The sequence below is a fragment of the Bradyrhizobium sp. Pha-3 genome (assembly GCF_042258325.1).
GTDB lineage: Bacteria > Pseudomonadota > Alphaproteobacteria > Rhizobiales > Xanthobacteraceae > Bradyrhizobium > Bradyrhizobium elkanii.
Window position 1 is genome coordinate 6056131 of the sequence record NZ_CP170151.1, and the last position, 14166, is coordinate 6070296.

The following is a 14166-nucleotide window of genomic DNA, read 5'->3' on the forward strand; positions in this document are numbered from 1 at the left end:
ATGACGATCCCCGCGACCCAAGGCCCCGCAAACAGTTAACGAGAATCAGCAGCACGCCCCTGCCCTGCGGATAACAGCAGCGTGCGACAATCTGGCGACATCGGCGGTCGCGGCTGTGTGGAAGAGGCGTTGTGTTGCCTGCGTAGCGCGATGGAACGACGCGAATTCGAAGCGGCGATGAATGCGTAGCCCGGATGAAGCGAAGCGCAATCCGGGGTCCTGCATCCGCGGAAAGCCCCGGATTTCGCTGCGCTCCATCCGGGCTACAAGAGCCTCAATAATATTTGTGAAAGTGATGCACCGGCCCGTGGCCGTGGCCGACGGCAAAACGATCGGCAGCGGCGATTGCTTCGGTGATCCAGGCCTTGGCGTTGCGCACGGAGGTCTCCATGCTCTCGCCCTTCGCGAGCCCTGCTGCGATTGCCGAGGACAGCGAGCAGCCGGTGCCATGCGTATTGGCGGTCGCAATGCGCGGCGCAGCCAGCGCGATGCTGCGCTCGGCGTCGATCAGATAGTCGATGCTGTCGGTGCCGTGGCCGTGGCCGCCCTTGACCAGCACCGCGCGACATCCCATCGCCAGCAATCGCTTGCCTTGTCGCTCGACGTCGGCCTCGCTTGAGGCGACCGACTCGTTGAGCAGCGCCGCCGCTTCCGGCAGGTTCGGCGTGATCAGCGAGGCCAGCGGAAACAGCAGGGTCTTCAGCGCATCGACCGCCTCGGCGGCAAGCAGCCGATCGCCCGAGGTTGCGACCATCACCGGATCGAGCACGACATGGCCCGGCGCCCAGCGCCTCAGCCCATCGGCGATCGCCGCGATCGTCTCGGCCTGTGCCACCATGCCGATCTTGACCGCGCCGACCTCAAGGTCGGAGAACACCGCATCGATCTGGGCGGTGACGAATGAAGCGGGCACCGGATGGATGCCGCTGACCCCCGTGGTGTTCTGCGCGGTCAGCGCCGTGATCGCGGAGGCGCCATAGACCCCGAGCGCGGCAAAGCTCTTGAGGTCGGCCTGGATGCCCGCCCCGCCCGAGGAGTCCGAGCCGGCAATGGTGAGCGCGACCGGCGTCATCGTGCTGCACCGGCGGTTGATACGAATGCGACCATCGCGAACAAGACCATGGCCTGTCCTAGCCCGGCCGCGGATCGACGGCAAGTTCGCCTGACTTTACCGCGGGTTGGCCTTGCCTTGACGCTGCCTTGCCCCTTCTTGTCCCCTTGCCTTGGCCGCCCGTTTTTGGCCTATAGTCGCGGAAATCCCCGGAGACGACTTTGATGGTTCCTTTCTTCGTCCAGATCAAATGCAAGCTCGGCCAGTCCTACACCGTCGCCAACGCGCTGGCGGAGGCCGAGATTGCGTCCGAGATCTATTCCACCGCGGGCAACTACGACCTCCTGGTCAAGTTCTACGTCGACCACGACACCGACATCGGCCATTTCATAAACGAGAAGGTTCAGGTGATCCCGGGCATCCAGGACACTCTCACCATCATCACCTTCAAGGCGTTCGGCGCGAAGTAGATCGCGCCCACGAGCGCATGATGAGATCAGGTCGAGCTTGAACGGCGTCGAAAGTTCACCTTTCCTTGGGAGAGGTGAACCGAAACCGCGGCGAGCCGGTTCAAGCAAAGCTCATCCCGCTGACTCCTTCTCCTTCTTCACCGGCTTCGGCGGTCCCTCGACCGGCGGCAGCGACTTGATGTACTCGGCGATCGCATCGCGGTCGGACGACGAGAGTTGCGAGGTATTGCGGATCACGCGCACCATGGATCCGCCCGCGCTATCGCCGTCCGGCGTCTGGCCGCTCTCGAGGAAATAGGCGATATCCTTCACACTCCAGTCCGAGATCCCCCTCGGCGTGATGTTGGGCACCCAGCCTTCGCCCTCCGGATTCGGACCACCGGCGAAGCGCTGCGCGGTGACGATGCCGCCGAGGACATTGCGCGGGCTGTGGCACTCGGCGCAATGGCCGAAGCTGTTGACGAGATAGGCGCCGCGATACCAATGCGCGGAGCGGCTTGCATCCGCGATGAACGGCTTGCCGTTCATGAACAGGAATTTCCAGACGCCGACATTGCGCCTGATGTTGAACGGAAACGGCAAATCGTGGTCGCGCACCTTGCCGGCGACCGGCGGCAAGGTCTTCAGATAGGCGAACAGGTCGCGCACATCGCTGACCTTGGCGTGCTGATAGGACGGGTACGGAAACGCCGGGAAATAGTGCGCGCCCGATGGCGAGGTGCCCTTCATGACCGCAGTGACGAAATCGGCCTCGCTCCAGCGGCCGATGCCGTCGTTCGGGTCGGGCGAGATGTTCGGCGCATAGAAGGTGCCGAACGGCGAGGTGATCGCGAGCCCGCCGCCGAGCCTCGTGCGGTCGTCCTGCTTCGGCACGGCATGGCAGGAGGAACATCCCCCCGCATTGAACGTTGTGAGGCCGTTGGCCAGGTCAGGCTGATAGGCTGGCAGCGCGCCGGCGGCAACGGTCGCTGGGATCGTCAGCCACCAGAACACGCCAACGCCGATTACGCCGGCCAGAATCGCCAGGAGGAAAATTCGTCGCAGCATTCACCGATCCGTCATTGGTCGCGTCAGTTCATGGACCAGTATGATGGCAACCAGTCGGACAAGCTCGCATCAAATTTGCCGCACCCACGATCATTTGGGGAATAAATCCGAAAAGCCGCTGTTTGAAGATTGCAACCATCCTGTGACGTCAAAGGGGAGAGAACCATGTCGAACAAGACCTTGCTTGCCACGCTGACGCTCGGCGCCGCCATCGCCCTCGCCGGTCCGGCCTTTGCCGAGAAGTTCACGGCGAAGCTGGATAGCAAGAGCGAAGTGCCGCCGAATACCAGCGCCGGCACCGGCACCGCCGACATCGACTACGATGCCGCCAGCAAGAAGTTGAGCTGGAAGCTGACCTATTCCGGCCTGTCGGGTCCAGTCACCGCCGCGCATTTCCACGGCCCCGCCGAGGCCGGCAAGAATTCCGGTGTCGCAGTCGCGATCCCGAACGCGACGTCGAGCCCGGTCGAAGGCAGCGCAACACTGACCGACGCGCAGGCCGCCGATCTCCTCGCCGGCAAGTACTATGTCAACGTTCACACCGCGGCCAACCCGGGCGGCGAGATCCGCGGCCAGGTGATGAAGTAACAAGTGACGAAATAACAAGTGACGAAGTAATCCGTCGCCAAGCAATCCCGACGAAGCAATCGTCGCGAGCGCGCTCCAACAAGAAACGGCCGACACAAAAAAGGGCGGACGCCTCAAAGCGTCCGCCCTTCTCATTGATCGAACGACGATGAGCCGAGTGGCGATCAGCCCTTCTTGAGGCGATAGGTCTCGTGGCAGCCGCCGCACTGCTTGAACAGCGGCGGCATTTCCGCCTTCAGCGTGTCGAGGTCCTTGACCTTGCCTTTGGTATCGGCGACCGCCTTGGCGTAGCTCGCAATGTGCTGCTCGAAGCCGGCCTTGTCTTCCCAGACCTTCGGCGCCGGGGAATAGTCGCCATCCGGCTTGAGGCCCTTGCTGCTTTCCGGGAACAGCGTCGGCAGCTTCTTGGCGGTGTCTTCGAACTTCACCAGCGCGGCATCGACCGCTGCCTGATCGTAGGGCTTCTCGCCCTTGATCATCGCCGCTATCGCGCCCGCATTCTTGCCGGTCTCCTTCATCTGGGCCTGGGTCTGCTTGACCTGATTTTGGTCGGCCACCACCGCCCCTGCACTCAACGCAAGCATCGCTGCGACGACGACAATCCGCTTCATCGGCAAAACCCCTCAATTCCGCTCTGTCCCGGTCCGCGATCTGCGGCCGGCCTGGTTTGCAAAACACCGCAGGCGGAATCTTCATTCCGCCTGCGACAATTTATCAGAGATTATGGCGGCGCTGCGCCTCGCGGATCGCGATCCAGACCCGTTCAGGCGTGGCCGGCATGTCGATGTGGTCGATCTTGTACTCGCGATGCAGCCCCTCGACGATCGCGTTGACGACCGCCGGGCACGAGCCGATCGCGCCGGCCTCGCCCGCGCCCTTCACGCCCATTGGATTGGTCGTGCAGGGCACGTTATGGGTCTCGAACACGAAGGACGGCCCGTCGGAGGCGCGCGGCAGCGCATAGTCCATGAACGTGCCGGTGACGAGTTGACCGTCGGCCGGGCTGTACACCGCCTGCTCCATCAGCGCCTGACCGATGCCCTGCATCGCGCCGCCATGAACCTGGCCCGCCAGCATCAGCGGATTGAGCGTGACGCCGAAATCGTCGACGATGACGTAGCTGACGATCTTGATGATACCGGTGGCGGGATCGATCTCGACCTCGGCAAGATGGGTGCCGTTCGGATAGGTGCCGTCGGCGCTGGCGAAGGTCGCGCTCGCATTCATCTTCGACGTATCGCCGCCGGGGCGTTTCGCGAGATCGGCAAAGCTGATCGAGCGGTCAGTGCCGGCGATGCGGATGCGGCCGTCGGCGATCTCGAGATCGCCGGCGCCGGCTTCCAGCGCCTGCGCCGCGAGCTCCTTCAGCTTGTTGCCGAGATCATGCGTCGCGCGCTGCACGCTGACGCCGCCGGACGGGATCGATGCCGAGCCGCCGGTGCCGAGGCCGGTCGCGATCTTGTCGGTATCGCCCTGCAGCACATGGACGCGCTCGGGCGGCACGCCGAACTGCTCGGCGACGATCTGCGCATAGGCGGTCTGGTGGCCCTGCCCGCTCGACTGCGTTCCGATCAGGACCGAGATATCGCCGTTGGGATCGAGCGCCACATTGGCGGTCTCCTCGCCCATGGTGCCGCAGACCTCGACATAGCTCGCCATGCCGATGCCCCGCACCAGACCGTCCTTCCTGGCGGCCTTGGCGCGCTTCGGAAATTCCTTCCAGTTGGCAATTTCCATCGCGCGCTTCATATGCGCGACGAAGTCGCCGGAGTCGTAGACCTTGCCGGTCGCGGTCGTGTAGGGCAGCGACTTCGGCGGAATGAAATTCTTCCGCCGGATGGCGTCCGGCGTCATGCCGAGCTTGCGCGCGGCGGCATCGACCAGGCGCTCGATGACATAGGCGGCCTCCGGGCGGCCGGCGCCGCGATAGGCATCGACCGGCACCGTGTTGGTGAACACGGTGCGGACCCGGCAGTGGAAGGCCTGGATGTCGTAGAGGCCCGGCAACATGCCGGCGCCACCATGCGGGATGTAAGGCGCGAAGGTCGAGAGATAGGCGCCCATGTCGCCCATCAGGTCGACATCCATGCCGAGGAATTTGCCGTCCTCGGCGAGCGCCATCTTCGCGGTGGTGAGATTGTCGCGGCCCTGCGCGTCGCCCATGAAATGGTCGGAGCGCTCGGCCGTCCATTTGATGCTCTTCTTGAGCTTGCGCGCGGCGACCGAGATCAGCGCATATTCGCGATAGGGAAACAGCTTGGTGCCGAAACCGCCGCCGACATCCGGGCAGATCACCCGCATGTTCTCCTTCGGCATCTTCAGGATCATGTCGCAAAGGATCTCGCGCAGGCGGTGGCTGCCCTGGCTGCCGATCGTCAGCGTCAGATGGTCCTTCTTGGCGTCGTATTCCGCGACGGCGGCACGCGTCTCCATGAAATTGGTGATGACGCGCGGATTGACGATGGTGATCTCGGCCACCGCATGCGCCTTGGCGAACGCGTCCTCGGCGGCGTTCTTGTCTCCGATCGAGACGTCGAACAGCACATTGCCGGGCTTGTCCGGCCAGACCTGCGGCGCGTCCTTCTTCACCGCATTGACGAGGCCGACCGCCGCCGGCAGCGGCGTCCATTTGACGTCGATCGCCTCGATCGCGTCACGGGCATGATCGACGGTATCGGCGACCACGAAGGCCACCGCGTCGCCGACATGGCGCACCTCGTCCTTGGCGAGGATCGGATAAGGCGGTGCGGTGAACGGATCGGTTTCGAGATTGAACAGGCACGGCAGGCCGCCGAGCTCGGCGACGTCGGCCGCGGTCAGGATCAGCGCCACGCCGGGCATGCCGCGGGCCTTGCCGGCATCGATCGTATAGGTCGCGTGCGCATGCGGCGAGCGCAGCATCAGCGCGTGCAATGCGGGAGACGGTGCAACGTCGTCGGTGTAGCGGCCCCTGCCGCGAATCAGAGCGTCGTCCTCCTTGCGCCGCACACTTTGTCCGACGCCGAATTTGATGGGAGCTGCCATCGTCTCTCCAATTGCCTTGATTGTTTGCATGCATATTGGCGTGGTTGTCGGCGAAGCGCAAACCGCTTTCCGCCGCGCGCGGCGCTATCACACAGCCGCCTCCTATGCATTTGATTTGACAGGTAAAACTATACGCGGCGGAGCGCGAACAGCCAGCCGCGGCCGAACAGCGTGAGGATCGAGAGGGCATAGACGAAGACGCCGACCGCAATCAGCAGCAGCAGGATCAGTTCGTCGCGAAAGATCTGCATCGGCGCGAACCACACCACCGCGAAATGCGAGGTCAGCCACAGCGCGACCGCGAGCAGCACGCCGCACAGCGCGAAGGTGCCGAACGAGCGGATCATCGCACGATCGAGCGCGAGGTAGCCGCGGCGCACGGCAAACATCAGCACCAGCAGCAGATTGACCCAGGCCCCGATTGCGGTCGCGAGCGCGAGGCCGACCTGCGCCAGCGAGCCGACCAGCGCGATCTTCAGCGCGACGTTGACCGCGACCCCGGTCAGCGCCGCTTTTACCGGCGTTGCGGTGTCCTTGCGGGCGTAGAAGGTCGCAACCGCGCTGCGGATCATCACGAACGGAATGAGCCCCACCGCATAGGCCGCGAGCGTGGCGCCGGCACTTGCGGCATCGGCCTTGGAGAAGGCGCCGCGGGCGAACATCGCGCGCATGATCGGATCGGCGACGGTCAGGAACGCCGCCACGAACGGCACCGAGAACAGCAAGGTGAAATCGAAGGCGCGGCGCTGCGCGGCCATCGCGCCGGCGTGGTCGTCGGCGCTCAGCCGCCGCGACATCTCCGGCAGCAGCACGGTGCCGATCGCGATCCCGATCACGCCGATCGGCAATTGATTGAGGCGGTCGGCATAATACAGCGCCGACAGCGCGCCTGCGGGGAGGAAGGTCGCGATGATCGTGTCAGCGAACAGCGCGACCTGCGTGCCCATCGAGCCCAGCGTCGCCGGCCCCAGCGCGCGGAAGAAGCCGCGAACGTCCTCGTCGAGCCGCAAGGGCGCGAACCGCGGCAGGCCGCCGTGGCGCGCGAGGTCGCCGGCGAGCAGGAAGAATTGCAGGAAGCCCGAGATCAGCACGCCCCAGGCCGCGGCATGGCCGGCGCTCGGAAAGAACGCCGCGAGCGCCAGCGTCATCATCATGGCAAGGTTGAGGAAGATCGGCGCCGCGGCCGCGCTGGCGAAGCGATGCATCACATTGAGCATGCCGCCATAGAGCGTCACCAGCGTGATCAGCAGCAGATAGGGAAAGGTGATCCGCGTCAGCTCGATCGCGAGCTTGCGCTGCGCCGCGTCCTCGGTGAAGCCCGGCGCGAGGATGCTCATCGCCTGCGGCATGAACGCCATCGCCACCGCCAGCAGGATCACCTGCGAGGCGAACAGGAGCGTGAAGATGCGGTCGGCGAACAGCCGTGCCGACGCTTCGCCGCGCTCGCCATGGACATGGGCATAGGCCGGCACGAAGGCGGCGTTGAAGGCGCCTTCGGCAAAGATCGCGCGGAAATGATTGGGGAGCCGCAGCGCCACGAAGAAGGCGTCGGCAACCGGCCCGGCACCGAGGATCGCCGCGAGCATGATGTCGCGCGCGAACCCGGTGACCCGCGATAGCAGGGTATAGCCGCCGACGGTGAAGATGCGCCCAAGCATGCGCTGCTTCTAGCGCATGATTACGGTACGAAAAAGTTTCCTATCAGGCCGTTAACGATTTAGGCATGACCCTGCCCGAAAACCGGAAGCCACTTTTGGGGATCATGCCTGTAGCGCGCTGCGCACAGCCTGGATGACGCGGTCCTGCGTCGCCTCGTCGAGATAGGGGTGCATCGGCAGGGCGATGACGTCCTTGGACAGGCGCTCGCTGACCGGCAGGCCGCCGTCGGCAACCGGATAGTGGCTATAGGCCGTCTGCTGGTGCACCGATTTGGGATAGTAGATCATGGTCGGGACGCCGTGCGCCTTCAGAGCCGCCGCGAAGGTGTCACGATCGATGCCGTCGGACAGGCGGATGGTGTACTGCGCCCACACCGAGGTACAGCCCGGCGCAAGGCGCGGCACCGCGACGAGGTTGCCCAGCGCGCGCGAATAGCGCTCCGCCACCTTGTTGCGCGCCGCGATCTCGTCGTCGAAAATCTTCAGCTTCTCGAGCAGGATCGCCGCCTGCATGGTGTCGAGCCGCGCCGTGAGGCCGAGCCGCACATTGTCGTACTTGTCCGAGCCCTGGCCGTGCACGCGGATGCTGCGCAGGGTGCGCGCGAGCTCCTCGTCGTCGGTGAAGATCGCGCCGCCGTCGCCGAAGCAGCCGAGCGGCTTGGCCGGGAAGAAGCTGGTCCCGGTCGCGAGCCCGAAAGTGCCGAGCTTGCGGTTCTTGTAGGTCGCGCCGAAGCCCTGCGCGGCGTCATCGAGCACGAACAGGCCCTCGGCCTCGGCGACCGCAGCGATCGCATCGTGATCGGCGCTCTGGCCGAACAGGTCGACCGGGATCACGGCGACCGGCTTCAGCCCGCGCGCGCGCGCCGTCGCGATGCCGCGCTTCAGCGAGTTGACGTCGATGTTGAAGGTCTCCTCATCGACGTCGACGAAAACCGGCGTCGCGCCGGTCAGCGTCACGACCTCGCCGGTCGCACAGAAGGTGAAGGTCGGGCACAATACCGCATCGCCCGGCCCGACATTCTTCGCCATCAGGACCATCAAGAGCGCGTCGGTGCCGCTCGCGCAGCTGACCACATGCTTTGCGCCGCTATAGTCCGCCAGCGCCTTCTCCAGCGCGGTCACTTCGGGACCGTTGATGAACTGGCAATGGTCGAGCACGCGCGCGACCGCGTCATCGATCGACTTGCCGAGCCGCCGGCGCTGCGCGGCGATATCGATGAAGGGAATGGGCTCAAGCTGCATATGCTGGTTCATGGAAGCTCTTTGCACGTGTTGAATGAATGGACAATCAGCCGGCGATGCGGCGCGGCCCCTTGCGCATCGTCGAGGCGGCGGGCCTGGCGGGAGATTCCAGGCAGCGGATCGCGATCTCGAGGCTCGCCACGCCCTCGTCGCCGGACACTGCCGGCAGCTTGCCGCTGCGCACGGCATCGAGGAAGGCGATCAGTTCGGCGCGCAGCGGCTCGTCGTGACCGACCGGCAGATGACGCATCGAATAGCTGCCGTCCGGCTTGAAGCCGAAACATTCGGTGACCTGGCGCGTGAGCAGATCGCCCATCACATACTTGCCGCGGGTTGCGACGGTCACGTTGCGCGCCTTGAACGGCGTCAGCCAGTTGGTGTTGATATGGGCGAGCACGCCGGAAGCGGTACGGAACTGCAGCAGCGCGATGTCCTCGCGCTCGGCGACGGCGCTCGAGAGCTGCGGCTGCACCTCGACGATATCGGACTCCGTGAACCAGCGGATCAGGTCGATGTCGTGCACGGCAAGATCGATCACGACGCCGACATTGGACATTCGCGGCGGGAACGGGCCGACCCGGGTGATGCCGATCGACAGGATGTCCTCGCCCGAGATCGCCTTCTTGATCGCGGCGACCGCCGGATTGAAACGCTCGACATGTCCGACCATCAGCGTGACGCCGGCCCGCTCGGCGGCCGCGACGATCTCGCGGCCCTCTTCGACCGTGGATGCGACCGGCTTCTCGACCAGGATGTGAATGTCGCGCGCGATGCAGGCGAGCGCGATCTCGTGATGCAGATGGGTGGGAGCTGCGATCGTCACCGCATCGATGCCCTCGGCGAACAGCTGATCGAGGCTTTCGAAGGCGCGGCAGCCGACCAGGTCGATGGCGCGCGTGCGATGTTCCGGCAGCGGATCGACGATGCCGATCAACAGCACCCCGGGCAGTCCGGCCAGCACGCGGGCATGGTTGCTGCCCATCACGCCGGCGCCGATCACGCCGACGCGCAATGCGCGGCCGATATCGGCCTTCGCGCCGGCTGCGGACATTTTTGCATTCATATCGTAGACCCCAAGTAACGTTCTGGCGGTTGTCCCGGCTTCTCAGGGAGCCATCCCAGCTCCGAGGGAATCAGCACCAAGGCCCCTCTGCCCGATCCGCGCCTTTGGCGCAAATCACGACCCGCTTCGTTGGCAGCCGCTATAGCACGGCGTCACAAATGTGGCGAATGCCAACGGCGAAATCCGGACACGTTTTGATTCAAAGAGTTACATCGCCCGCAACTCGATCTTGAGCGCGGGGCCCGTTCGCCTCAGGTGCGCCGATAGTCATCCTCGATGCGGATGATGTCGTCCTCGCCGAGGTAGCTGCCGGTCTGCACCTCGATCAGCTCGAGCTGGATCTTGCCCGGGTTCTCCAGCCGGTGCACCGCGCCGATCGGGATGTAGATCGATTCGTTCTCGTGCACCGTCTTGGTCAGCTCGTTGACGGTGACCTGCGCGGTGCCGCGCACCACGATCCAGTGCTCGGAGCGGTGATGGTGCTTCTGCAGGGACAGCCGTCCGCCCGGCTTGACGACGATGCGCTTGACCTGGTGGCGATCGCCATTGTCGACCGACTGATAGGAGCCCCAGGGGCGATGCACCTTGATGTGATTCTCGGTCACCTCCGGCGCCGCCACTTTCAATTTCGCGACCAGCCGCTTCAGCCCGTTGGCGTCCTTCTGGCGCGACACCAGCACGGCGTCCTGGGTCGCGACCACGACGAGGTCATCGACGCCTTCGAGCGCAACCAGCGCCCGGTCGGTCGAGACGTTGCAATTGCGGGAGTCCTCGAACACCGCAGTGCCGCGCGCAGCGTTGCCGAGGCTGTCCTTGTCCGACAGCTCCCAGACCTGACGCCACGAGCCGATGTCGGACCATCCGCACGCCACCGGCACCACCGCGGCACGCGATGTCTTCTCCATGACCGCGTAATCGATCGAGATCGCCTTCGCCGCGCCGAAGGCCGGTGCATCGAGCTTGACGAAGCCGAGATCACGCGCCGCCGACGCAACCGACTGCTCCACCGAGGCCACGCTGTCCGCATCGACATTGCGGTACTCGTCGAGCAGCACGCCGGCGCGGAACATGAAGTTGCCGCTGTTCCAGAGATAACCTGCGTCGATATAGCCCGCCGCCGTCGCGGCATCCGGCTTCTCGACGAATTTCGCCACCGTGCGCACCTCGCCGGCGACCGCCTCACCCGGATTGATGTAGCCGTATTCGGTGGCCGGCCGCTCCGGCTTGACGCCGAACGTCACGATGCGGCCGGCGTCCGCGGCCACCAACCCGCCGCGGCACGCGGCGACGAAGGCCGCGGTGTCCCGCACCAGATGGTCGGCGGCCAGCGCCAGCACGATCGCTTCGCTGTCGCGGCTCTGCGCGAACGCTGCACCGGCCGCGATCGCCGGCCCCGAGTCGCGGCGCATCGGCTCCAGCAGCACGTCGGCCTCACGGCCGATCTCGGCCAGCTGCTCCAGCACCATGAAGCGATAGGCCTCGTTGGTGATCACGATCGGACGCTCGAACAGGCCGGCATCGGAGACCCGCAGCAGCGTCTCCTGGAAGGTCGAGCGGGCCCCGAACAGCGACAGGAACTGCTTCGGATGCACCTCGCGTGACGCCGGCCACAGCCGCGTGCCCGCGCCGCCGCACATGATCAGGGGAATAATTCGTCGATCCATCGATGCCTCAAGTCCTGTCGTGCAAATCTGTCGTATCCGCCTGCGGACGACACACCAAATCGGCCCGGGCCGTCGCAGCCGGCGGCCCTGTTGCCTCGGAAGCACTATCCAAGCAGTAGCACGCGCCCCCACGCGTCTGGTCGGATTTTACCGGTAACGTAAATCCCCGGTGAGTGGCCGGCCGCCCCCCGTTCCGGCCTCTTTAGCCACCCCTTCGCGCCTGCCGCAATAGGGACCAGTACGGGTATTGCCAGATCGGCGCGGAAACCATACCAAGGCGGCGAATTTGGGCGCGCGAAAGCGTTTTGCGCTGTTTTTGACACATTCTGAAACCTGGCAGCGCGAACGGAAATGCGCCGAATCCTGCTTTCGACCGTCAAGATCCTGATCTCGGCCGCGCTGCTCTATTTCTCGCTGCGCAAGGTCAATCTGTACGACCTTGCCTCCCGTATCCAGGTCGAGAGCCTGGGCTGGCTCGGGCTCGCGATCGCGGTCACGTTCCTGCAGATCTTTCTCGGCGTGTTGCGCTGGCGGGAGATCAGCGTGGAGTGCGGCGCCCCGCTGGAGACCGGTCAGGCCATGCGCTTCAATGTGATCGGCACCTTCTTCAACCAGACACTGCCGTCCTCGATCGGCGGCGACGCGGTCCGGCTTTGGCTCGTCGCGCGCGCCGGTGCGGGCTGGCGCGCAGCCACCTATTCGATTTTCGTCGATCGCGCGATCGGACTGATCGCCCTCGCCGTCGTCATCGCCGCCACCCTGCCCTGGAGCTATCGGCTGATTTCCGATTCCCACGGCTGGATGGCGTTGCTGCTTCTCGACCTCGCCGCACTCGCGGCCGGATTTGGCTTCCTGCTGATCGGCGTGCTGCCGTGGGCCTGGCTGAAGCAATGGTGGGCGACGCATCACATCCACGCCTGCGCTGTGATCGCGAACCGGGTGCTGTTCAGCCGCAAGCACGGATTGAGGGTCGCAACCCTCTCGATCGCCATTCACGTGGTGACCGTCGTGATCGCCTGGTGCGTGGTGAAGTCGATCACCGCCCCCGTCACCTTCGGCCAGATCTTCCAGTTGTTGCCGCCGGTGATGCTGATCACGATGATGCCGATCTCGATCGCGGGCTGGGGCGTGCGCGAGGCCACGATGGCGCTGGCCTTCGGCTACGCCGGATTGATCGCCAATGAGGGCGTCAACATCTCGCTGTTGTTCGGCGCGGTATCGTTCGTGGTTGGCGTGTTTGGCGGCCTGGTGTGGATCCTGAGCCCGGAAAAGGCCGCCAAGGGCACAGAGCCGATCGAAGTCCCGGGATCGCAATCGCGCGTCCCGGGATCGCAATAGCCGGACCATCATGAGCGCGTTCGAAATCCTCCTGTCATTGATCGCAGCGGTTCTGGCTGCGTCGATCTCGGCTGTCCTGATCCAGGCGACGCGGCCGCTGCTGCTGCGTGTGGCACTGGCGAAGCCGAATGCGCGCTCGTCGCACCGTATTCCAACGCCGCAGGGTGCCGGCATCGCGGTCACGGCGGCGACGCTGCTGGCGGGCGGGATCGTCATCGTCCTGGCCGGATCGCCGGACCTGACAATTCCCTTCATCGTCTTCGCGGCCTGCCTGTTCATCGCGGTGGTGGGCTTTGCCGACGACATCCGCTCGCTGCCCGTCGTCCCGCGGCTGTTGCTGCAGGCCGCCGCCGTTGCGGCCGTGGTGTTTTCCGCGCCTGACGGTCTCAGGCTGGTTCCGGCCGGCCCGCTCTGGCTCGAACGCGGCCTGCTGCTGATCGCCGGCCTCTGGTTCGTGAACCTCGTCAACTTCATGGACGGGCTCGACCTGATGACCGCGGCCGAGGCCGTGCCGATCACCGTGGCGATCGCCCTGCTCGGCAGCTTCGGCTATGTCCCCGCAGCTCCCGCGCTGGTCGCGGCAGCGCTGTGCGGCGCGCTGCTCGGCTTCGCGCCGTTCAACCGACCGGTCGCAAGGATATTCCTCGGCGATGTCGGCAGCCTGCCGATCGGCTTGCTGCTCGGCTGGTGCCTGCTCGAGCTCGCCCTGCATCGGCAGTTCGCCGCCGCGCTGCTGCTGCCGCTGTACTATTTGACGGACGCGACGGTCACGCTGTTTCGCCGCATGGCGCGGCGCGAGCCGTTCTGGGCCGCGCATCGCTCGCACTTCTACCAGCGCGCGACCGACAACGGGTTCACGGTGTGGCGCGTCGTCGGCGAGGTGTTTGCGCTGAACGCGGTGCTGGCGCTGCTCGCATTCATCTCGGTCGCCCTCAATTCGCTCACCGCAGACATCGCGCTGCTGCTGGCCGGTGCGGTCGCCGTCGCCGGGCAGCTGCGGCGGTTCTCGCGACCGATCTGA

The 14166-nt window shown here is 65.3% G+C and carries 12 protein-coding genes; 4 read left to right on the forward strand and 8 right to left on the reverse strand.

The genetic code is table 11. From position 1 onward, the window contains the following. Nucleotides 1-274: 274 nt before the first annotated feature. The gene (gene thiD / locus ACE10X_RS28845; RefSeq protein WP_304557751.1) at nt 275-1072 is read right to left on the reverse strand and encodes a bifunctional hydroxymethylpyrimidine kinase/phosphomethylpyrimidine kinase; all 798 of its coding nucleotides are present in this window, start codon (nt 1070-1072) and stop codon (nt 275-277) included. A gap of 203 nt (nt 1073-1275) precedes the next feature. On the opposite strand from thiD, the gene ACE10X_RS28850 reads away from it, so the two are divergent. Continuing rightward, nucleotides 1276-1521 carry an Lrp/AsnC ligand binding domain-containing protein gene (locus ACE10X_RS28850; RefSeq protein ID WP_016845986.1) on the forward strand — a complete coding sequence of 82 codons (246 nt, stop codon included), beginning with the start codon at nt 1276-1278 and terminating at the stop codon, nt 1519-1521. Between the two features lie 111 nt (nt 1522-1632). Here the strand turns inward: ACE10X_RS28850 and ACE10X_RS28855 are convergent, their stop codons facing one another. After that, entirely contained in the window at nt 1633-2568 is a 936-nt protein-coding gene (locus ACE10X_RS28855; protein WP_038385536.1) for a cytochrome c, read from the reverse strand. A 165-nt stretch (nt 2569-2733) separates the two neighbouring features. Here ACE10X_RS28855 and ACE10X_RS28860 point away from each other — a divergent pair, with 165 nt between their 5' ends. Continuing rightward, a complete protein-coding gene (locus ACE10X_RS28860) occupies nt 2734-3156 on the forward strand; it encodes a CHRD domain-containing protein (RefSeq protein WP_038385537.1) in 423 nt (140 codons plus the stop codon). A gap of 164 nt (nt 3157-3320) precedes the next feature. Here the strand turns inward: ACE10X_RS28860 and ACE10X_RS28865 are convergent, their stop codons facing one another. The 6 genes from ACE10X_RS28865 to ACE10X_RS28890 all read right to left on the reverse strand — a co-directional run bounded on the left by ACE10X_RS28865 (nt 3321) and on the right by ACE10X_RS28890 (nt 11807). Further along, a complete protein-coding gene (locus ACE10X_RS28865) occupies nt 3321-3767 on the reverse strand; it encodes a cytochrome c (RefSeq protein WP_038385538.1) in 447 nt (148 codons plus the stop codon). A 103-nt stretch (nt 3768-3870) separates the two neighbouring features. After that, nucleotides 3871-6180, reverse strand: coding sequence for a xanthine dehydrogenase family protein molybdopterin-binding subunit (locus ACE10X_RS28870; protein WP_038385539.1), 2310 nt, complete (start codon nt 6178-6180; stop codon nt 3871-3873). 128 nt (nt 6181-6308) lie between these two features. After that, nucleotides 6309-7838 (reverse strand): murein biosynthesis integral membrane protein MurJ, encoded by a 1530-nt coding sequence (gene murJ / locus ACE10X_RS28875; protein ID WP_038385540.1) that lies wholly within the window; start codon nt 7836-7838, stop codon nt 6309-6311. Nucleotides 7839-7940: 102 nt separating this feature from the next. Next, on the reverse strand, nt 7941-9092 hold the full coding sequence (locus ACE10X_RS28880) for a DegT/DnrJ/EryC1/StrS aminotransferase family protein (RefSeq protein WP_038385541.1): 1152 nt from the start codon (nt 9090-9092) through the stop codon (nt 7941-7943). 34 nt (nt 9093-9126) lie between these two features. Beyond that, nucleotides 9127-10131: a Gfo/Idh/MocA family protein gene (locus ACE10X_RS28885; RefSeq protein WP_085970655.1), complete on the reverse strand. Its 1005-nt coding sequence runs from the start codon at nt 10129-10131 to the stop codon at nt 9127-9129. A gap of 263 nt (nt 10132-10394) precedes the next feature. Beyond that, on the reverse strand, nt 10395-11807 hold the full coding sequence (locus ACE10X_RS28890) for a mannose-1-phosphate guanylyltransferase/mannose-6-phosphate isomerase (protein ID WP_038385543.1): 1413 nt from the start codon (nt 11805-11807) through the stop codon (nt 10395-10397). 351 nt (nt 11808-12158) lie between these two features. Here ACE10X_RS28890 and ACE10X_RS28895 point away from each other — a divergent pair, with 351 nt between their 5' ends. Together ACE10X_RS28895 and ACE10X_RS28900 are read left to right on the forward strand one after the other, a co-directional pair. Further along, nucleotides 12159-13145 (forward strand): lysylphosphatidylglycerol synthase transmembrane domain-containing protein, encoded by a 987-nt coding sequence (locus ACE10X_RS28895; protein ID WP_038385544.1) that lies wholly within the window; start codon nt 12159-12161, stop codon nt 13143-13145. A gap of 10 nt (nt 13146-13155) precedes the next feature. Then, complete coding sequence (locus tag ACE10X_RS28900; RefSeq protein ID WP_375763207.1) at nt 13156-14166, forward strand: glycosyl transferase; 1011 nt, start codon at nt 13156-13158, stop codon at nt 14164-14166.